The 20,188-nt window shown below is 61.1% G+C and carries 17 protein-coding genes; 12 read left to right on the top strand and 5 right to left on the bottom strand.

Annotation, left to right across the window (positions count from 1 at the left end):
* The 3 genes from tagH to D2V07_RS17310 are packed head-to-tail and all read right to left on the bottom strand — an operon-like array spanning window position 1 to window position 4,126.
* Window positions 1-1,542, bottom strand: a complete 1,542-nt coding sequence (gene tagH, locus D2V07_RS17315; RefSeq protein ID WP_158586886.1) for a type VI secretion system-associated FHA domain protein TagH — start codon at window positions 1,540-1,542, stop codon at window positions 1-3.
* Complete coding sequence (locus D2V07_RS18630; RefSeq protein WP_158586885.1) at window positions 1,539-2,114, bottom strand: DUF6931 family protein; 576 nt, start codon at window positions 2,112-2,114, stop codon at window positions 1,539-1,541. The genes tagH and D2V07_RS18630 overlap by 4 nt, the downstream gene beginning before the upstream one ends.
* A 23-nt stretch (window positions 2,115-2,137) precedes the next feature.
* Window positions 2,138-4,126, bottom strand: coding sequence for a type VI secretion system Vgr family protein (locus D2V07_RS17310; protein WP_158586884.1), 1,989 nt, complete (start codon window positions 4,124-4,126; stop codon window positions 2,138-2,140).
* Between the two features lie 265 nt (window positions 4,127-4,391).
* On the opposite strand from D2V07_RS17310, the gene D2V07_RS17305 reads away from it, so the two are divergent.
* The 12 genes from D2V07_RS17305 (at window position 4,392) to D2V07_RS17250 (ending at window position 17,686) form a co-directional block, all read left to right on the top strand.
* Complete coding sequence (locus D2V07_RS17305; RefSeq protein ID WP_199698828.1) at window positions 4,392-5,057, top strand: OmpA family protein; 666 nt, start codon at window positions 4,392-4,394, stop codon at window positions 5,055-5,057.
* A 16-nt stretch (window positions 5,058-5,073) separates the two neighbouring features.
* Window positions 5,074-6,108, top strand: a complete 1,035-nt coding sequence (locus D2V07_RS17300; protein ID WP_119588162.1) for a type VI secretion system protein TssA — start codon at window positions 5,074-5,076, stop codon at window positions 6,106-6,108.
* Window positions 6,109-6,187: 79 nt separating this feature from the next.
* Entirely contained in the window at window positions 6,188-6,724 is a 537-nt protein-coding gene (gene tssB / locus D2V07_RS17295; protein WP_233548499.1) for a type VI secretion system contractile sheath small subunit, read from the top strand.
* A 74-nt stretch (window positions 6,725-6,798) separates the two neighbouring features.
* Entirely contained in the window at window positions 6,799-8,286 is a 1,488-nt protein-coding gene (gene tssC, locus D2V07_RS17290; RefSeq protein ID WP_119588160.1) for a type VI secretion system contractile sheath large subunit, read from the top strand.
* 44 nt (window positions 8,287-8,330) lie between these two features.
* Complete coding sequence (locus D2V07_RS17285) at window positions 8,331-8,813, top strand: Hcp family type VI secretion system effector (protein WP_119588159.1); 483 nt, start codon at window positions 8,331-8,333, stop codon at window positions 8,811-8,813.
* 28 nt (window positions 8,814-8,841) lie between these two features.
* Complete coding sequence (locus D2V07_RS17280; RefSeq protein ID WP_119588158.1) at window positions 8,842-9,630, top strand: type VI secretion system accessory protein TagJ; 789 nt, start codon at window positions 8,842-8,844, stop codon at window positions 9,628-9,630.
* A 31-nt stretch (window positions 9,631-9,661) separates the two neighbouring features.
* Window positions 9,662-10,162, top strand: a complete 501-nt coding sequence (gene tssE, locus D2V07_RS17275; RefSeq protein WP_158586883.1) for a type VI secretion system baseplate subunit TssE — start codon at window positions 9,662-9,664, stop codon at window positions 10,160-10,162.
* Window positions 10,162-12,018: a type VI secretion system baseplate subunit TssF gene (gene tssF, locus D2V07_RS17270; protein ID WP_119588156.1), complete on the top strand. Its 1,857-nt coding sequence runs from the start codon at window positions 10,162-10,164 to the stop codon at window positions 12,016-12,018. The genes tssE and tssF overlap by 1 nt, the downstream gene beginning before the upstream one ends.
* Window positions 11,982-12,989 carry a type VI secretion system baseplate subunit TssG gene (tssG, locus tag D2V07_RS17265; RefSeq protein WP_119588155.1) on the top strand — a complete coding sequence of 336 codons (1,008 nt, stop codon included), beginning with the start codon at window positions 11,982-11,984 and terminating at the stop codon, window positions 12,987-12,989. Before tssF ends, tssG begins: the two co-directional genes overlap by 37 nt.
* 22 nt (window positions 12,990-13,011) lie before the next feature.
* Complete coding sequence (gene tssH / locus D2V07_RS17260; RefSeq protein ID WP_119588154.1) at window positions 13,012-15,669, top strand: type VI secretion system ATPase TssH; 2,658 nt, start codon at window positions 13,012-13,014, stop codon at window positions 15,667-15,669.
* A gap of 12 nt (window positions 15,670-15,681) precedes the next feature.
* Window positions 15,682-16,629 (top strand): hypothetical protein, encoded by a 948-nt coding sequence (locus tag D2V07_RS17255; protein ID WP_147367061.1) that lies wholly within the window; start codon window positions 15,682-15,684, stop codon window positions 16,627-16,629.
* Window positions 16,630-16,648: 19 nt separating this feature from the next.
* Entirely contained in the window at window positions 16,649-17,686 is a 1,038-nt protein-coding gene (locus D2V07_RS17250; RefSeq protein ID WP_119588152.1) for a hypothetical protein, read from the top strand.
* A 145-nt stretch (window positions 17,687-17,831) separates the two neighbouring features.
* On the opposite strand, the gene D2V07_RS17245 is transcribed toward D2V07_RS17250, so the two are convergent.
* The gene (locus tag D2V07_RS17245) at window positions 17,832-18,566 is read right to left on the bottom strand and encodes a carbonic anhydrase (protein WP_158586882.1); all 735 of its coding nucleotides are present in this window, start codon (window positions 18,564-18,566) and stop codon (window positions 17,832-17,834) included.
* A 183-nt stretch (window positions 18,567-18,749) separates the two neighbouring features.
* Window positions 18,750-20,188, bottom strand: a 1,439-nt coding sequence (locus tag D2V07_RS17240) for an ATP-binding protein (RefSeq protein ID WP_119588150.1), incomplete at its 5' end; no start/stop codon positions are given.

Below are 20,188 nucleotides of genomic sequence, written 5' to 3'. Positions count from 1 at the left end.
TCAGGAGCGCCGCGACGCGTCTTCGTAGGCTTGGCGGAATTCCTTCGAGAATACGTCCAGGAACGCTTCGGCAGAGCCCTGTGCGACGCCGCCGAATTCCTTCTCGTAAGCTTTCCACAGCTCGGCTTCGCGCTGTCCGGGGATCAGTTTCGACAGCCCGCCCTTTTCCTCCGTCCGCGCCTTGATGGCGGCTGGCGAAAAGCGCTTGAGGGTCGCCTGCAGCGCGCCCTGCATCGCTTTCAGCGTCGCTATCTGGTGGGCCTGAAGGTCGCGGAAGGCATCCTCCACCGCGCGGTCGGCATCCATGTAACCCCGCATCGGCGGGTTAAGGGTCATCTCCAGCGCCTGTTCGACATTTCGTGCGAATTTCAACGGGTTGTTACCATCGAAACGCAGTTGCGTAGCGGTAGCGCCCATCTGGTCCTTTGCCCGCGCCCGCGCTTCCAGCAGTGTCATCAAACCGGCGAGCAGGCGGTGGAGCAGGCGCGCGGTCCGCTCTGCAGTCTCTTCCGGCGTCTGGCTCAGCTTCTGGGGATCGACCCCCAGATAGCGCACGAGTTGCTGATAGGCCGCATCAGGGGCCTGAGCGGCCGCAGGCGGCGGGGTTGCTGGCGCCTGCTGCTGTGAGCGCCGACGCGCAGGCTGGGCTCCGGTGGGCGGCGGCGGGGCAGGACGGGCCTTGGGGTCGGGCCTGCCGGCTGGATACTGCGTACCCCAGTTCTCTTCGCCAGAAGGAACTGCCGCGTTTGGCGCGGTTCGCCCAGCATTGGGTGAGGCCGACGGCTGGGATGCGGATGCTGCCGAGAATGGATCGGAGGTGTCCGCGCTCGGGTTCAGAGGTAGGAACGGATCCTTGTCCTTGCCGCCGTCGTCCAGGGGCGCAAATCCGTCATCGTCGGCTGGCGCGCCAAAGCCCTCGTCCGAAGGCACCGGAGCATCCCATGATGCTGCAGCCCAATCAACCTGGTGATTGTTTGTCAGCGAGCCGAAGATGTCATCGCCGTCGGGAGCGAAATTGCCCGAACCGGCTTCGTCGGCCCACTCCGACACTTCCCTGGCTGCTTCTTCAGGCAGGCCCCAGTCCTCGGCAGCACCCGCAGCCGGTCCGCTCGCACCTGCGGAAGCGCCTGCAGCTCCGGAAGGCAGACCTTCCCAGTCGTCACAGCCGGTGTTCTCTTCGGCGGCCTTGCGCTCCTGCTCGCGCTCGAACGTTTCGCGCGCTTCGCCGGAAACGACAGCGACGATCTCGTAATCACCGATGTAGATTCGGTCCCCCGGGGCAATGGGATGGGGGCCCTGAACCGGCTCTTGCCCGTCATTGACAAAGGTGCCGTTGGAACTGAGGTCCGAGAGGAAATACCGGCCTTCCCGGTACTGTATTTCGCAGTGCCGCCGTGAAATGCCCGACTTGTTTGAATCCGGTAGTGACCAGTCATTGGTGGCCGAACGACCGATCAACCCGCCTCTGCGATGCAGGACGAATTCCAGACTGGATCCATTCTCCAGCCTCTCCCTGTTCTGGATGCGTAGTGTCAGGCTCACGTCTTGGTCAGGGCATCTGTTCCGGAAACCGCCACCTTCTCGCCCAAATCGAGTGCCTTGTCGAGAAATGCGTTGGTTTCTTCCCGCTTTAGCACAGCTGCAGAAATAATCGCGCCTGCCACCAGGTGACCCGTAACCGCGGGATCGCCGTTTACCGGCTCCAGATCGGGATCGGAGATTGAACCGCCGGAAAAGAAGATCGCGTAGCCCAGCAATTTCTCCGGGCTGTCCTCGCTCGCCTGCTCTGCCTGCGCGAACATGGCCCGGCGAAATTCATCGGATGGTTGATCGATCCAGCGCTGCGCATAGTCCAGCAGGTTGCGGCGGACGGGCGGGTATTCCTTCCGTTCCGCGAGCGGTGCAAGGCACGCTGCCGCCCAGGCAATCGCCTCGGCACGCGGCAAGGCCGCAGCCATGAAGCCGACTGCCTGCACCCGATCCGCCGATTTCCGCAGCGCGTGGAAATGTGCCCTCGGGCTTACTTCCGAAGTGGGCAGGTGCTCTTCTTCCACCCCGGATTGCCGGGCGAGTTCTCGCGCATCGGTCCACAAGACGGTCGTCCACTCGGTCATGCCTGAATGCCTCCCCTCCCGGCCTAGTTGATTTTTACCAGGGCACCTTTTTCGGTCAGGATGCCCCCTGCGGAAACCTCGGTCATGGCCTTTCCATCGACCTTTATCATGGTCGAACTCAAGGTTGCACCGGTCGGAGTGAGAGTCAGCTTCGTCATGCCGACAACGAGCTCGATCTGCTGCATGGCCTCGATCTTGATCTTGCCAGCGCTAGCCTTGGTCTCGATATTGCCCATCGTCACGGTGAGCTTGTCATTGCCCTGCTTTACCGTGGTGGTTCGGTTGCCCGAGGTGTAGGTGTTCTCCTCGTTCTTTTCGAGCGTGTATTCCCGGTTGCCGTCGATCTCCACCTTCTCGTCGTTCTTGACGTAGCGAGACCTGTCATGGCCAACTTTCAGTTCCTCGTCATGACCGATGTGGGTCGAGGTATCGAAGCGAACGCGGATGTTCATGTCGCGCTCGGCATGAAGGAACACCTCTTCCTTGCCACCCTTGTCCTCGAACCGCAGTTCGTTCGCCTTGGGCTTTCCAGTATCCAGATCCTCTGTCTCGGGGTAGTCGTCCTGATCGCCGTAGGTCAGAGTACGCCAGACAGCGCGCGTCTTGTTGGCTGGCAAGTCGTAGACGGGCATGTGCTCGGCATTGAACACGCGCCCTGTCACCAGCGGCTTGTCCGGATCGCCGTGCAGGAAGTCCACCAGCACTTCATGTCCCACGCGCGGCAGCACGATATTGCCCAGGCCGCCGGTCTGGGAAACGCGTATCCAGCAGGTCGTGCGTTCACCCGGCTCGTCACTGCGATCCCAGTGAAAGCGCACTTTCACGCGGCCGTATTCATCGGTGTAGATCGTCTCGCCCTCGGGGCCGGTGACGATCGCCGACTCCAGGCCCACCACGCGCGGCTTCGGCGTGTCGTTCGGGGCGCGGAACTGAGTATCGGCGGGGATGGCCACGAAATGCACGGTATCTTCGTCGCGCTTGCCGGTGCCCGACCGGTAGGACTGGGACTGCAGGTTATGGACTGTCGAGATGATCAGGTAATCGCGGTTGAAGCGAGCCGTCGGATGCTCTGCAACCGATACGGTTGTGCCGACGCAAAGGCCCTTGGCGGTGGCATCCGCAGCGTAGGTACGCCGCAGTGCCCGAAACTCCTCGAGCCGGGCTGTGCTTAACCGCTGTCCGCGACCGTCGTCGATGAACTGGCCAGGGTAACTGTAGTATTCGTAGCTGTCGTGCTCGTGCTGGGCGGAATCAGTGGCAATGCCATCCACCGGTTTTGCCGGCTTCTTGAAATCGAAATCGCGCAGTTGCACACGTTCGTGTCCAGAGCTGGCGACTCGCTCGGTCCACTTCTTCAGATAGTATTTCGAACCCCATTCGGAACTGACGCGGTAGGACTGGCTGGCATCGGCCGTGGGATTGAAAGCCAGGCCGCCGGCCTTGGTCTCTTCATGCTGGTTGGCCCTGTCGCAAATGACCATTTCGTGCCGGTCTTCGTGGTGTCGGAAAAAGTAATAGAGCCCCTCCTGCTCCATCAGGCGACTGATGAAGTTGAAATCGCTTTCCGCGTACTGCACGCAATATTCGTAAGGCTCGTAACTCTCGGCCGCGCGGTATTCCACGTCGGTAAAACCGACCCGCGCGAAGACATCCTTCAGAATGTCGAGTACCGACTTTTCCTGGTAAATGGCAAAACCGCTGGCGGTATCCATGAAATACAGAAACGGACGCAACGAGAGGTTGTAATAGAAACCATCGGCTGTTTCGCGCAGATATACTGCCTCTGTCAGGTAGCCGTTGAAGTAGCGAACCTCTTCCTCATCCTCGAAGACAGAAACGCCAACGCGTTCCCCGATATGCGGACCAAGGTCCAGTTCCCCCAGAGGTGAGGTGATGACCAGTTCGAACTCGAAGGGGTCGGACAGGTTCTCTCTCGCGGTCAGCGAGACGAATTCGACCTGCTCGCCCCCCAGATCGACGGCTAGCCGGGTTTCGCGGTATTCGCTGGTCAAGGTATGCCCTCCCCATTGCAATGCTCCTTAAATCACACGAAAATCAATTCACGGCAAGGTGACCTGTTTTGAAGCAAAGAATTTCCCGCGACTTGCCGTTGACCGACCTACGTGGTATTTAACAAGATATTGACTGTCCGGATTCTCTTTTGCGATTCCGACATGCTTGGGGGAGCCACGGACATCACTTTCTCAGACGCTCGCGGTGGAGTCTAACATGAAGTATTTGGCTGTTTTTCTTTCATTTGCCGTCGCCGCGCCCGCGATGGCTCAGGCTGACGACAACGAATACGATCCCGTGCAGGCCGCACAGATGATCTGCGATGTCACCTCCTCTACCGATACCCCCATTTGCGGTGAGGCAGCGCTTGAACTTGCCATGCGCGCTCCGGAAACCATCGGGGATGTCGGCGTGGTGAAGAAACCTCGCGTGCTTGGGGCAAGCGTTACGAGTGAAAGCGCCAGCGCGCCCGCTGCTGCAACGCCGACACGCGTCACACCGCGCCCTCGCCCGGTGGCGCGCCGGAGTTCAGCCCCCGTGGATAATGCCAGGCTTGCCGCCGCGATCGTTCCGCCGGATGTGGCAGGCACATCGGCTCTGATGGTGACCTTCGCCAACAACTCCGCGCGCCTTACCGAAGCGAGCCAGACTGCGATCAACAGCTTCGCCGTTGGCCTGCAGAGCGTTGACGAACTTACTGGCGGCGGCAACCGCTTCCGCATCGAGGGACATACCGATGCTTCCGGTGCAGACGAATTCAACCAGCAGCTTTCCGAACAGCGCGCGCAGGCAGTTGTCGACGCGCTTGTTGCCTATGGCATCCCGGCAGAACGTTTCGAGGTGGTTGGCAAAGGTGAAGCCGAACCGCTTGAAGGGCGTCGCGGCAATGACCCGCTGAACCGCAGGGTCGTGGCGGTGGTACTGGACTGATCCGGGTTCAGGGGGGATGAAAAGTCTAGACGAGTTGCTCGCGCCTATCGAGGGTGATTCCCCGACCGGCGAAGATCTCGACGATTCCGAAACGTTCGAAGCGCTCCGGACCGCGTTCGATTTCCGCTTTCCCATCGATGTCGGCCTCGAAGAGGTCGAAGAAGGGCGCGAGATGCCTCCGCCCGTCGATTGGGAAGAGCAGATCGCAATCATCGAAGACCTGAGCGACAAGACCAAGGACATTTTCCTGGCTGCCTCGCTGGCGCGCTGCGGGATCGCGACCGACGACATCGATACGGTCGAACGCGGCCTGATGATGATGGCCGGGCTTCTCGAAACCTACTGGGAAGACGTCCACCCGCAGGTGGCGGTGCTGGGATACATCGGGCGCAAGGGGGTGTGCGAGCAGATTGCCGGCCGCGGCGCTTTCTCGATCCCGTTCCTCAACACCACCATCCTTCGCGAAGGCCGCGCTGCGTTCAAGGCCGAGCAGGTGATGAACGCGGAGGCCGGCGGACCAGGCTCCGACGAGTACGCCCCCATAAAACGCATGCTCGACACCTGGGACGACGAGCGCAAGCAGGAAACTGCCGACAAGCTGCAATCCGTCATCGACGCCATCAAACGTATCGAAGGCGCGATGAAGGTTCATGCCGATGGTGAGGAAGCGCCCAGCTTCGATACCACCATCGAATACGTGAACAGCGTCCGCAACGCCTACATGGTTCTGGCGGAAATGGGCTCCGCCAAGGGCGATGGCGAGGAGAGTTCCGAAGGTGACGCCGAGAGTCTGGACGCGCCGATGTCATCTGCTGGCGGAACGGGAGCGCCCCTTTCGGGTGAGATTCGCTCTCGTGACGACGTGCTTCGTGCGCTGCGTGCAATCGAGCAATATTATGAGCGGGCAGAGCCTGGCCACCCAGTAAAGATAGCATCGCGACGCCTAGCAGGCTGGGTCAACAAGGATTTCATGCAAATTCTCAATGACATAGTGCCAAACAGCGTAGACGATGCAACTAATGTTCTTTTAGAGAGACAAGACGATGATTGATCGTTTGTGATTCTCGGCAATCGATTCTAGGATGCTGCGACGAGTCTCTTAAGGACTAGTTGAAAGAGGGGGAATTATAGTGTCGGATTCAGGTCAGAAGTTTATCGGCAGGAACCGGGCTCCGCGCGTCCACATCTCCTATGACGTCGAAACCTACGGCGCACGAAAGTCGGTCGAACTGCCTTTCGTTATGGGCGTGATGTCGGACCTGTCCGGTGCCAGCCATGTCGAGAAGAAAAACCTCAAGGATCGCGAATTCCTCGAGTTCGACATCGACAATTTCGACAAGCGCATGGGCGCCATAGCGCCGCGCGCCGCCTTCAACGTCGACAACACGCTGGAAGGCGATGGCAAGCTGTCGGTCGACCTCACGTTTTCCAAGATGGACGATTTCGACCCGGCGACCGTCGCGAAGAACGTGCCCGCACTGAAGAAGCTGCTCGAGGCACGCGACGAGCTGAACAACCTGCTTGTCTTCATGGATGGCAAGTCCGGGGCGCAGAACCTGATCGATCAGGTGCTGAAAGACCCCGCGCTGCTCAAGGCGATTTCCGCTTCCAAACCTGCCGCAAACGACGCGGAGGCGCCCGAAGCTGCCGAAGGCGAAGCCGAATAAGAAGCTGGCCGGGCACAGGCGACCGCCATGCCCCGCCAATTGCACAGCGCGTTATTTTTTGATGGAGGATTTTGATGGCTTCGGAACCGACGCAAGAAGCTGGGGGGCAGCCCGGTTCAGCCTTTGAATACGACGAATTTTCGTCGCTGCTCGAAAAGGAATTCAAGCCGAAGGACGATTCGGCAAAGGATACCATCAGCGCCGCCGTGGCCACACTGGCGCAGCAGGCGCTGGAAGATGCCTCGCGCATTTCGGACGATGTCTATGCAACCGTCGATGCGATGGTGGCCGAGCTCGATCGCAAGCTGTCGGAGCAGATGAACGCCATCCTGCACCATCCCGATTTCCAGAACCTGGAGTCGGCCTGGCGCGGCCTCAACTATCTGGTCAACAACAGTGAAACCGGCAAGGACCTGAAGATCCGCGTGCTCAATGTGGAGCGCAAGGAACTGGAGAACATGTTCAAGGCCTACCGCGGCGTGGCCTGGGACCAGAGTCCGCTGTTCAAGAAGGTGTACGAGACCGAGTTCGGCCAGCTCGGCGGCGAGCCTTACGGTGCCTTCATCGCCGACTACCAGTTCGATCATACGACCAAGGATCTGAATGTGATGAAGGGCCTCGCCAGGATTGGCGCAGCTGCCCACGCTCCGATCATCTCCGCAGCCGATTCCAATTTGCTGAACATGGACAGCTGGTCCGAACTTGCCGATCCGCGTGACCTTTCCAAGCGCTTTTCCACCACCGAACATGCCGCCTGGAACGCATTCCGCGATTCCGACGACAGCAAGTACCTGGCGCTGACGATGCCGCGCATCCTTGGCCGCGAAATCTACAGCACCAAGGACAACCCGATCGAAGGCTTCGAGTTCGACGAAGTCACCGACGGTGACCATGACAAACATCTGTGGATCAACTCTGCCTATGCCATGGGCGTGCGCGTCAATGCCGCGTTCCGCGAATATGGCTGGTGCACGCGCATCCGCGGCGTGGAAAGCGGCGGCACGGTAACGGACCTGCCGAACTCGGTATTCCCGACCGACGATGGCGGCGTGGATCAGAAGTGCCCTACCGAAATCGCCATTTCCGACCGGCGCGAGGCCGAACTGTCGGAACTGGGCCTGCTTTCGCTTGTGCACCGCAAGAACACGACTTCGGCCACCTTCATCGGTGCGCAGACGGTTCACCGCCCTGCCCGCTATGACAACGCAGACGCAACTGCGAACGCCAAGCTCGCATCGCGGCTGCCCTATATCTTCGCCAGTTGCCGTTTCGCACATTACCTGAAGTGCATGGTTCGCGACTGGGTTGGCGGCTCCCGCGAGGAAGGCCAGCTTCAGGCGGAACTGAGCGACTGGGTGCATCAGTATGTCGATGCCGCGCCTGAAACCAGCAGCGAAGAAACCAAGGCTCGCCTGCCCCTGAAAAAGGCCGACGTGTCGGTTGAACCGGACCCCGAGAATCCGGGCTATTACAGAAGTAGGTTCCTGTTCGTGCCCCACCACCAGCTGGAGGGAATGGACGTGAGCGTAAGCATGGTGTCGCGACTGCCGAAGCAAGGATAACGGCGGGAAATTGATCGAAACTACCTGCAAACGGAGAGACACAAATGACTGTTTCAGTATTCATGAAGCCCGATGGTATCGAAGGCGAAGCCACCGACGAAAAGCACGATAAGGAAATCCGGCTGTCGAGCTGCAGCTTTGCCGCTTCCAACTCCTCGGCCTACAACAACGCGTCGAAGACGGTGTCCAAGGGCCAAGCCCAGATGGCCGATATCCAGTTCAGCAAGGAAGCCGACAAGACCTCGGTCGAGCTGTTCAAGGCGTGTGCCTCGGGCAAGGTTATCCCGAAGGTGAAGATTTCTTTCCAGACCAACGTCGGCGACGACAAGAAGATCGACTTCCTCGTGTACGAACTCGAGAACGTCGTGGTGAACAGCTACAACTTCTCCGCTTCGTCCGAAGCCGACGAGCATGGCTCTCTCACCTACGCCAAGATCAAGCAGATTTACGACCAGCGTGACGAGAAGGGCAATTCGAAGGGCAAGGTCGAAGGCTTCTTCGACGTTCTTCTGAACAAGGCCGGCTAAGGCTTTTACAGCCTGGCTTGAAAACGCTGTGCAAGATGCCGATGCATTGTTCTCCGCAGGAGATATTGACGGGGCGCGCGCGGTCCTGATCGACCAGGTCCGCGCCGACCCCGGCAACTGGGAGGTGCGCAGCTTCCTGTTCCAGATCTTCGCCCTGCGCGGAGAATGGGACCGTGCCGAGAAACAGCTCGATACGCTCGCCAAACTCGACCCTGCGGCGCAGATGCTGGCGGTTGCCTATCGCCAGTGCATCGCCGCAGAGCGGGACCGCGAGGCACTTATCGCAGGGAAGGCCGAACACAGCCCGCGGTTCGATTATCCGTGGCTGGCAAAGCTGGGCGATGCCCTGGCGCTCGCCAGCTCGGACCCGTCCGCCGCCGCGTCGTTACGGGCCGAGGCTTTTGACGAAGCGCCGACCACGCCCGGAACTGCCGACGGGACGCCGTTCGAATGGATCGCGGATGCCGATCAGCGGTTCGGCCCGACTCTCGAAACCATGATCGCCGGACGGTATGCGTTGCTGCCGTTTCAGGCCCTGGAATCGCTAATCATCCACGCTCCGGTGGATCTTCGCGACACGGTATGGGGTCAGGCGGAATTTGGCCTTCGCGACGGGGCACGCGTCGCCGGATATGTGTGCGTTCGTTATCCCGGCTCACACGAGGCTAAAGACCCGGACGTGTTGCGCGGCCGGGTGACCGAATGGCGCGAGGATGGCGATCTGGAGACCGGTCTGGGCCACCGCCTGATGGTGCTGTCCGACGGTTCGGAGCATCCGCTCATGTCATTGCGCAAGATCGAGTTCGACCGGACCTGAAATGTCATCCCATATCCGTCTCCGCCCGACGTTGTTCGACAAACTCGTCTATGGGAGCGAAATCGCCAGTCTATCTAGCGAGGATGACCTGCCTACCGTCTCGCGGGAGGAGTTCCGTAACTTCGCGGCTTCGAACGTCGAGCGTTTTACCGAGAATTCGCTGCGCGCCAGCATTCGCCGTGACCTGGCGTGGCTGCTCAACACGATGTCGTTCGAATCCGGTATGGATCTCACCGACTATCCGGAAATCCGCACCTCTGCCCTCAATTACGGGGTGCGCGATTTTGCCGGCCGCACGCGCGACACCACGTCGCTGCGGGAACAGGCGCGCGAAATTCGCGACGCGATAAAGGCATTCGAACCGCGCCTTGATCCGCGTTCGTTGCGGGTGCATCCGGCGCCAGACCCGCTTTCCAATGGCAAGGCCATCTTCGTGATCGAGGCCGAAATCGCCGGGATGCCCAACCTGGCACCGGTGCGCTTTCAGACGCAGGTGGACAGCGACACCGCCGCTGTCGAAGTGACCGAGTAATGGATCCGCGCCTGCTCAGCCGCTACGAGGGAGAGCTCGATTACCTGCGCGCCGATGCCAAGCGTTTTGCCGAGGAACACGAAACCGTCGCCGCCCGGCTGGGGCTGAACCAGTCCGATCCCGATCCCTATGTCGAACGTCTGCTGGAAGGGGTGGCTTTCCTTTCCAGCCGCGTGCAGCTGAAGATCGACGACCAGTTTCCGCAGTTCACCCAGCACCTGCTGCAGGCGATCCAGCCGCACTATCTTGCGCCCACACCCTCGATCTGCATCGCCGCCTTTGGCCCCAAGGAGGGAGACCAGGGCCTGCTGAACGGACACAAGGTTGCACGTGGCACCGAACTGACGGCGGAACCGCCTGCCGGCACACGCACGCCCGTCTCCTTCGTTTCAGGACACGAAGTTACGCTTTGGCCGATCAAGGTCGCAAAGGCCGAGTACATCGGATCGCGGGCCGCCGTGGCTGCGCAGGCGGCGCTGGCAGGGGTGCGCGCGAACGCTGCCCTTACCATCAGGCTGGAACCCACCGGCGGGGTCGACCTGCGACAGGTCGAGGCGGACACGCTGGAGATATTCCTCGAAGGTAACAGCGCCGTTCCCAATGAACTGTACCGACAGATCATCGGCGAAACCGTGGCCGTAGTCGCACGCCCGATGGACGCGCAGTCCAAAACCCACGCCGTTCTGGAGAAACCTGCGCAATTCGGCTTCGCGGAGGAGCAGGCGCTGCTGCCGACAGATGGGCGTACGCTTGATGCCTATCGGCTGCTGACAGAATACTTCGCCTGCCCCGAGCGATTCCGTTTCGTGCAGCTGCGCGACCTTAAAAAGGCCCTGAAGCTCTCAGGCGAAGCGGTGGAGATCACGATCCTGTTCAACCGCTCTTCCGAAACGCTGGTGCAGGCGGTGAGCGAGCGAAACCTTCGGCTTTACGCCACACCGGCCATCAACCTGTTCGAAAAGCAGCTGAACCGCGTTCCCTTCAGCAAGACCGAGCACGAGTTCAAGATCGTGCCCGACCGCGACGGGGTGCTCGATTTCGAAGTCTTCCGCCTGCTGAACGTGAAGGCCTACGACCGCAACAACCGCAACCCGCGCACTGTCGCGCCGCTCTATGCCTTTGGCGCCCTTCTCTACGACTATCGCGACGCGCTGTTCTTCACGACGTCGATCCGGCCCCGAAAGCTTTCGCGCAAGGAACGCCGCCAGCGCACGCGCGAGGATTACATTGGCACCGAGACCTGGATGAGCCTGACCAGCCCCGGCGATCCGGAGGGGCTGGAACACATCCGCGACCTGTCCGTGCGCGCGTTGGTGACCAACCGTGAATTGCCCGAGCTGCTGCAATTTTCGGGCGAAAAGCACTTGACGGCATCGGGCGTTCCGGCCCGCTCCATCCAGGTGGTGCGCGCCCCGACCAGCCCCTTGCCGCCCATGGGGATGGGCGATGCCGCCTGGCGTGTGATCGGCCATCTCACCCCGAACTACGCCACGCTCCTGCCCGAAGACGGCGGCGATGGAGAACTGCTGAAGAACCACCTCGCGCTTTATGGAAGGCAGGAGGATCCCGTGATGCGTGCGCAGATCGACGGCATCGTGTCGGTCAGGGGAAAGCCCGTCACGCGCCGCGTGCCCGATCTTGGCCGCCTTGCGATGGCACGCGGTCTGCGGGTCGAAATAGAGCTGGATGACGCCAGTTTCGACCAGTCCCGCATGTTCATGTTCTGCGCGGTCGTCGACAGGTTCCTGTCCGAATTCGCGATGGTGAACTCGTTCACCGAAACCCATTTCCGCAGCAAGTTCCAGGGAGAGGTAGCGGCATGGCCACCAAGGATCGGTCGCCGACACGGTATCTGAACTTCCTGCGGGAAGCTGCGGAAATCCCGCGTCGGTACAGTCTGTTCGCCCTAGTCAGGGGCGCGGCCGCGCGTGCCGGTGACAAGCCGCCGGTCGGCAAGAGCCGTCAGCCCTCGCAGGATGTGATACGGCTGCACCAGATTCCGCACACCGCCTTTCCCGCCCCCACGCTGGACAACATCAAGTTCGAGGGGCCGGTGCCGGTGGCAGAGGGTTACTGGCTGGGGCTGACCGGGCCGATGGGACCGCTCCCCTTGCATCTCACCGAATTCGCGATCTACGAACGCCGCTATTCGAAAAGCCAGCCGTTCGGCGATTTCCTTGATTTGCTGGCGGGTCGGTTCCTGCAGCTGTTCTATCGCGCCTGGGCCGTGTCCCAGCCCGCAGTGCAGGCAGACAGGCCCGACCAGGACATGTTTCGCGAGCGGATCGATCAGCTCACCGGCGCTGGCGAAGGTGCGAACGACAACAGTGCCATGCCGCGACTGGCGCGGCTTTTCTATGCCTCGCAGTTCGCCTCTCGTCGCAGTGCCGGTTCGATCGAGGGCCTGCTGCGGCACCTGCTGAATATGCCCGTGCGCGTGTTCGAATTCCAGCCGCGATGGTCCGACATCGACCGTGAGGACCAGACCCAGCTTGGCCTGCGCCATCACAAACTCGGCGATGCGCTGATCGGCAGCCGGATGCTGCACGTATCTTACGCCTTTACAGCCGAGATCACGTCTTCGCAGGAACACGAGTTTCGCCGCCTGCTGCCGTCCGGCCCGCTGTTCCCGATAGTGAAGGAAGCGCTGGACGCGATAACGCCGGGGCACCTCGAATGGACGGTAAGCCTGCGCCTGCCCGGTCCCGAAGCTCCGCCAGCCAGCCTGGACGGACGCACGCCGCTGGGATGGTGTTCGTGGCTGGGAAACGTTTCGAACGACGACATGCGCAGCGATGTGCACCTGCGGCGCACCGCGTTGCGATGATATTTGACAGGGGGAATGACAGATGACGGAAATCAGCCGCAAGGCCTTGTTCGGGCGCCTTAATCCGACTTCGCTGAAAGCCGTGGAGACAGCCACCGGCTTCTGCAAGATGCGCGGCAATCCCTATGTGGAACTGGCCCACTGGCTGCACATCATGATGCAGGATTCGTCCAATGACGTGGCCTCCATCCGCACCGCCTTTGGCCTCGATGAAGGTCAGCTGGCCAAGGACATCGTCACAACCCTCGATTCCCTGCCGCGCGGGGCGAGCGCCATTTCCGATTTCTCCCCGCAGATCGAGGAAGCGATCGAGAAGGGCTGGCTCTATGCCTCGCTGCAGTTCGGCTCCGGCAGCGTGCGCACTGGCCATTTGATGTACGGCATGGCCAAGACGGCGACGCTGCGGAACGCGCTGTTCGCCATCAGCAACGAGTTTCGCAAGATTCAGCCCGACAAGCTGGCTGCCGATTTCAACACGATCACCAAGCATTCCAGCGAAGAAAACACGGCTGTAGGCGGCGGCTCTTCCGCTGACGCCAGCGATGGCGCGCCCAGCGGCCCCGGTGAAACCGGCCAGGAAGGCGGCACCGCGCTGGAGAAATACTCCACCGACCTCACGCAGGAAGCGCGCGACGGCAAGATGGACAAGATCGTGGGGCGCGATTCCGAAATCCGCCAGATCGTCGACATCCTTTTGCGCCGCCGCCAGAACAACCCGATCCTGGTCGGCGAGGCGGGTGTCGGCAAAACCGCCGTTGTCGAAGGCTTCGCCAAGCGGCTTGCCGATGGCGACGTACCCCCGGCCTTGCAAGGCGTAACGCTGCGCTCGCTTGACATCGGATTGATGCAGGCAGGTGCCAGCATGAAAGGCGAGTTCGAAAAACGTCTGCGCGCAGTGATCGACGAGGTGGAAGGTTCTGACGAACCGATCATCCTGTTCATCGACGAGGCACATACGCTGGTCGGTGCGGGCGGCCAGGCGGGCACCGGCGATGCCGCCAACCTGCTGAAGCCTGCCCTGGCCCGTGGTAACCTGCGCACCATCGGCGCTACGACCTATGCCGAATACCGCCAGTATTTCGAAAAAGACCCGGCCCTCACCCGCCGGTTCCAGACCGTGGACGTGGGCGAGCCGGATCGCGAAAAAGCCATCGACATGATCCGCTCCGTCGTGCCGATGATGGAAGGGCATCACAACGTTGTGGTGCTGGACGAGGCTGTGGATGCTGCCGTCACCCTTTCTCAGCGCTACGTGCCGGCGCGTCAGCTACCGGACAAGGCCGTCAGCTTGCTCGATACCTCCTGCGCGCGCGTAGCCGTGTCGCAGCACGCTACCCCAGCGAAGGTGGAGGACCGCCGACGCAAGCTGGAACTGCTCGAGGTGGAACGCGAGGTGGTCGAACGCGAAGTGGGCAACCAGTACCGCTCGGACGACCGCTACGAGAAAATCCAGGAAGACATAGCCGCCGCCAAGAGCGCTGTCGAAGACATCGAAGCCAAGTGGGAGCGCGAGAAGGAAGAGCTGGCCAAGGTCATCGATGCCCGCACCGCTCTTGCCGATGCGCGGAAGGACGAGAGCTCCGACACCGACATGGAAGCGCTGGAGAAGACGCTGGCCGATGCCATCGACAGCTACCGCGAAGCACAGGGCGATGACCCCATGGTCTTCGCCGTTGTCGATAGCGATGCGGTCGCCGCCGTTGTCGGCGACTGGACCGGTATCCCCATCGGCCGCATGGTGAAGGACGAGATCCAGTCCACCCTGACACTGGCGGACCGCCTGAAGAAACGCGTGGTAGGCCAGGATCACGCCATCGACGCGATTGCCCGCCGCATCCAGACAAGCCGCGCCAAGCTGGACAATCCGAACAAGCCTGTTGGCGTGTTCATGCTCTGCGGCCCCTCGGGCGTTGGCAAGACCGAAACCGCGGTCGCGCTTTCCGAACTGCTGTTCGCGGGCGAGGAGTCGATGATCACCATCAACATGAGCGAGTTCCAGGAGGCGCACACCGTCTCCACGCTCAAGGGCGCTCCGGCTGGCTATGTCGGCTATGGCCAGGGCGGCGTGCTGACAGAGGCTGTGCGACGGCGCCCCTACTCGGTGGTGCTGCTGGACGAGGTAGAGAAAGCCCACCCGGACGTGCACGAGATGTTCTTCCAGGTCTTTGACAAAGGCTTCATGAACGATGCCGAAGGCCGCTACATCGACTTCAAGAACACGATCATCCTGCTCACCAGCAACGTCGGCACGGACCTGATCATGGACATGGCGTCGGACGAGGAACTGAAGCCCGAGCCCGACGCGATGGCCAACGCGCTGCGCCCGGAACTGCTCAAGACCTTCCCGCCCGCCCTGTTGGGCCGCCTCGTCACCCTGCCCTACTGGCCGCTGTCACCGGAGATGCTGTCGGGCATCGTGCGCATCCAGCTCGACCGGATCAAGCGCCGCATCCACGACCAGCACCGCATCGAATTCGCCTACGGCGACGACGTGGTCGACTACATCGTCAGCCGATGCACCGAACTCGATTCCGGTGGCCGCATGATCGACAACATACTGACCAACACGATGCTGCCCGACATGTCGATCGCCCTGCTGGAACGGCAGATGGACGGCGACGAGGTCGAGAAGATCGAGGTGAAAGCCGTGGATAGCGGTTTTGAATACGAGTTTGGTTGAGGGAGCGTGGCAATGAAAAACAGTAAAACAGTTGTAAAGGCTTTCCCAATTAAATCTGAGCAGGTCTCGCGCCTCGCCATGGCGGCAGGCAGGTCCCGTGCTATGCTCACGCACACCAAAACTGGATGGGCCCCAACCGACCTTTCAGACAACAACATGATGTCGGCGCTATACTGGATGTGGGGAGACGATAATCCCCTCAAAGGCTTTCCGGTTTTCAGCAACACGCCCCCGGGCGAGGCGACGATAAATACGGACTTCAAAAAAGTCGAAGTTGATGCCTTGGCGCATGGGCTAAAATATCAGGACACCTTTTACGACAAATTGGCACGCGGTCCGCAGCATGCGGCCCAATATCTTCGTTTCCTCCATACTCATCGTGCGGAAAACGAAGAGCTCTTGAAGACGGTTTTTTCCGACATTCGCAAAACAAATAGGGACATCGAGAATTATTGGACAAAGCACGTTGCTGCTCTGAAAGGCGTTAAAATCGTGAGCAATCTAGTAGTGGCATTCGGCCCAGCAGCTCCCTTGGCCGCGAACATTCAAATCGGTCACACGATTTATGAGGTTCTCACTGCCCCGACGCTCGAAGCGGGAAACTTAGTAATTATCGATAAGGGCGTCGAGAAAGCTGTTTCAGACTTGGCCGATGCAAGTGTTAAAAAGGAGTTCGGCAAGGGACTGTCGAACTGGAAGCTCGCCCAGCAAGCAGAAAAGAAAATAGCGGAGCTGGAAAATTCTCTGGCCCGTAAATCGAGCTCCAGCAAAATCGCGAAAATAGGACGAAAACTAGATCGCGCTAAGTCCGCAAGTGCGGCAAGTAGAGCCGCATCTTCCAGTGGAATTAAGTCAGCAAAGCGTATCCATATAGGCAAACGATTTGGTTTGCCGATCGTGTTCGCTCTTCCTGAGTTGTATGATCTATATCAAGAAATCGAAAGCCTGCACGATAATTAGACAAAAGAGAATTTGAATTGTGACCGACTTCTACCTCCTCGCCGCCGAGAGGGCATGCAGCGTCGATACGATGCTGAAGGAGGCATACCGAAATCCCGCCCCGGAGACCGTCCAGAACTTTCTCCGCTTCAACGGTATCGCCTCTCCTGCCGCGCGGGTCATGCCGGGGGAACTTCTGATTGTTCCTTCCCTGGCGGAGGGGCCGAAGTTGGCGCCTGAGCAGGTTGGTCGCTCAATCCGCCGTGCAAACTACGTCATGCGCAACTCGATGGCAGAGCCGGCGGCCGCCGAATTCAACGCCAATTTCAGCTGGGTGCGTGATCTCGTGGTCAGCAATGACTTCGATACCGGGGCTGGCGTTGCGGAGAACACCCTCACCTATTTCAGCGAGCGGGCCAATCGCATCGCGGACACGCTGGGCGAGTACCGGCGAAACTATGAAATTGCGGCGCGCAGTCCGGGCAAGAGTTTTACAAAGCATTCCGCCGCCAACAGCGCCCGTTTCTTCATCGAACAGGACCTGCGCGGCCAGATCACCGGTTTGAGCCAGAAGATGTTCCTCGCCAACCCGCAGCGCAGCCGGATGAAGGACAAGATCGGGATCAGTCACAAGGCGCTGAAGAACGATGTTCGCGTCGGCAGCAACCTGAAGGAACTGGACAAGATCTCCGAGGCAGCAGCGAAGGCCCAGAAACTGGCGGCAAAACTCAAGAACGGCGCGCTCGTGTTCAAGATCGTTTCACTGGGGGCCACCGGCAAGGAAGTTCACGACACCTATCAGCGGTCAGGCACACGCGCGGGAAACATGCGGGTGGGCCGGGAAGTGACGGCGGTTCTGGGCGGCAGCTTGGGTGGCTGGGCAGCGGGCGCCCTGATCGTGGCCTTCGGTGTGGGCACCGGAGGACTGGGTCCGGCCGCAATTGCCATCGGCGGCGTGATCGTCGGCGGCATCGCTGGTGGTGCCGCAGGCGAAATGGCCTGGGACGAATGGGGTAACGACATCTACTCCGCCGGAGAAAACGCCTTCGACTTCCTGGAAAAGGCCGCGCTGGAATAACGGGCCAGTCCGGTCCTGCCCGAGCTGATGGGCGGATTCCGCCTGGAATGCCATGCCTTCAAGCTACGCGGCTGATCATGCGAATGTATCGCTTTTGTACGATGGGCCGGTACGTTGGCTCGCCCGGCTCACCAATAGTGTTCGGTTATTCGGCGCCTTCGGGCAGGTCGAAGAAATCCACCGCCCCCTGATCGAGATCGTAATAGGCACCCACAACCCACAGCCTTCCGTCCCTTTGCGGTTCGAGCAACAAGGGATCGCTGTGATTTCGCAACTGGCCTACGACGCGGCGCACGTTGGCTCGCACCGAATTGTCCAGCAGGTCGCCCGGTTCGTTCCGGGCCGCAAGCACCGCTGGAATGATCGGTTCGACCATCGGCCCGATCGATCCGGGGAAGGTCGCGTTGTCGGTCACCACTTGCGTTGCCGCCTTCACCGCGCCGCAGCTTTCGTGCCCCATCACTACCACCAGCGGCGTTTTGAGAACGGCCACCGCGTATTCGATCGAGCCGAGCGCCACGGTGTCCACCGTGTTGCCTGCGTTACGGATGATGAACAGCTCCCCCAGACCGCGGCCGAACAGCAGTTCGGGCGGCACGCGGCTGTCGGAGCAGGTTACATAGGCAGCGAACGGAGACTGGCCTCTCGCTAGTTCAAGACGCCGCTGAGCGCTCGTCAGGACGCGGGTCTGTTCGCCGCGCAGGAACGAAGCATTGCCTTCGCGCAGCAGGTCCAGCGCCTGCTGCGGGCTCAGTTCGCCTGCCAGTGGGGCCGGCGTCAAACCGCCGTCGTTGTCCTGCGCCAGCGCGGCATTCCCGCCCACGAGCGAGGCTGCACCAACGGCGCTTATGCCACCGATGAAATTTCTACGTGTCGTCATAGCGTAACTCCTCTTCTCACCTGCCGATGCGATTGGAGGAGTGTGGCTCCAGTCAAACTGCATCGGCTGTCCGATGCGGTCCGACATCACGCGCCGCTTCAGCGACGCGCCAGAGGGGCCCGGTATCCGCGTTTGCATTATAGCCGGTTGCGAAACCCTCGCAATACTGGCCCTAGGCCTGTATCACTCCAGTTCGAGGATGACGGCGTCGACCATCAGGGTTTCGCCTTCTGCGGTGTTGATGGAGGCGACGGTGCCTGCTTTTTCGGCGCGCAGGATGTTTTCCATCTTCATGGCCTCGACGGTAGCGAGCGGCTGGCCGGCCTCGACCTTGTCGCCCTCGCCCACGTGCAGCTTCACCAGCAGGCCGGGCATGGGGCACAGCAGCATCTTGCTGGTATCGGGCGGCTGCTTCTCGATCATGTGACCGGCGTGGCCTGCCAGGCGGGCGGGAAGCACGCGCGCTGTGTAGGTGCGGCCGTGGGTGTTGATCTGCCAGTTGGGGCGCTGGCGGGTTACGGTGAGGCCGAGCGTAGGGCCGTCGGGCTGCGTGGCGGTGGCGGTGCGCTGGCCGGGGGCCCAGTCGCAGGTGACCTCCACCGTGTGCCCGTCGACGATGGCATGGCCCTCGCCCAGTGTGACCGTGTGGTCCTGCCCATCGACCCGCACGATCCATGCGGGGCTGACCGGCTGCGGGCCATCGAGCTGCCCGCTGATCTGCCGCTGGCGCGCCTGGTGGGTAAACTCGATCCCGGCAGCGATGGCAGCGATCACGCGGGTGCGCTCCTCGCTGGTGGCCGCCCCTTCGAAGCCTTCGGGATATTCCTCGGCAATGAACCCTGTGGTGAGCTCGCCTGCGCGGAACCGCGGGTGCTGCATCAGCGCGGAGAGGAAGTCGACGTTGTGCCCCAGCCCTTCCAGTTCCACCGCGTCCAGCGCCGCGATCTGCAGGTCGGCGGCCTCCTCGCGCGTTGTGCCCCAGGTCACCAGCTTGGCGATCATGGGATCGTAGAAGATCGACACCTCGCCGCCTTCCTGCACGCCCGAGTCGAACCGCACGCCCCCGCCGTTTTCCTGGGCAACACCGCGAAGGTCGCCCGCCCACGGCTCGACGGGAGTCGAGTAGCGCACCAGCCTGCCCGTGCTGGGCAGGAAGCCGCGATAGGGGTCCTCGGCATAGATGCGGTTCTCGATCGCCCAGCCATCGATGCCGATATCGTCCTGGCTCATCGGCAGCTTCTCGCCGGCAGCCACGCGGATCATGTATTCGACAAGGTCGATGCCGGTGATCGCCTCTGTCACCGGATGCTCCACCTGCAGGCGAGTGTTCATCTCGAGGAAGTAGAAGCTCTCCCCTGTCGGGTCCGCACCGCTGACGATCAGTTCCACCGTGCCTGCCGAGTGGTAGCCCACGGCCTTGCTCAATGCGACGGCCTGCTCGCCCATTTTCCTGCGCATCTCGGGCGTGACGAAGGGGCTCGGCGCTTCCTCCACCACCTTCTGGTGGCGGCGCTGGATCGAGCACTCGCGCTCGTTCAGGTAGAGCACCGTGCCGTGCTTGTCGCCCAGCACCTGGATCTCGATATGGCGCGGGTCCTCGATGAACTTCTCGATGAACACGC

The organism is Aurantiacibacter zhengii (genome assembly GCF_003584125.1).
Taxonomy (GTDB): domain Bacteria; phylum Pseudomonadota; class Alphaproteobacteria; order Sphingomonadales; family Sphingomonadaceae; genus Alteraurantiacibacter; species Alteraurantiacibacter zhengii.
The sequence above is the reverse complement of the archived record's forward strand: the minus strand, read 5'-3'. Positions and strand labels throughout refer to the sequence as shown.

What these genes read in the sequence shown, in the direction of transcription:
- D2V07_RS18630 (WP_158586885.1), bottom strand. Translation starts at nt 2,114, where the DNA reads ATGACCGAGTGGACGACCGTCTTGTGGACCGATGCGCGAGAACTCGCC.
- D2V07_RS17305 (WP_199698828.1), top strand. Translation starts at nt 4,392, where the DNA reads ATGGCTCAGGCTGACGACAACGAATACGATCCCGTGCAGGCCGCACAG.
- D2V07_RS17300 (WP_119588162.1), top strand. Translation starts at nt 5,074, where the DNA reads ATGAAAAGTCTAGACGAGTTGCTCGCGCCTATCGAGGGTGATTCCCCG.
- tssC (WP_119588160.1), top strand. Translation starts at nt 6,799, where the DNA reads ATGGCTTCGGAACCGACGCAAGAAGCTGGGGGGCAGCCCGGTTCAGCC.
- D2V07_RS17285 (WP_119588159.1), top strand. Translation starts at nt 8,331, where the DNA reads ATGACTGTTTCAGTATTCATGAAGCCCGATGGTATCGAAGGCGAAGCC.
- tssF (WP_119588156.1), top strand. Translation starts at nt 10,162, where the DNA reads ATGGATCCGCGCCTGCTCAGCCGCTACGAGGGAGAGCTCGATTACCTG.
- tssG (WP_119588155.1), top strand. Translation starts at nt 11,982, where the DNA reads ATGGCCACCAAGGATCGGTCGCCGACACGGTATCTGAACTTCCTGCGG.
- tssH (WP_119588154.1), top strand. Translation starts at nt 13,012, where the DNA reads ATGACGGAAATCAGCCGCAAGGCCTTGTTCGGGCGCCTTAATCCGACT.
- D2V07_RS17255 (WP_147367061.1), top strand. Translation starts at nt 15,682, where the DNA reads ATGAAAAACAGTAAAACAGTTGTAAAGGCTTTCCCAATTAAATCTGAG.
- D2V07_RS17245 (WP_158586882.1), bottom strand. Translation starts at nt 18,566, where the DNA reads ATGACGACACGTAGAAATTTCATCGGTGGCATAAGCGCCGTTGGTGCA.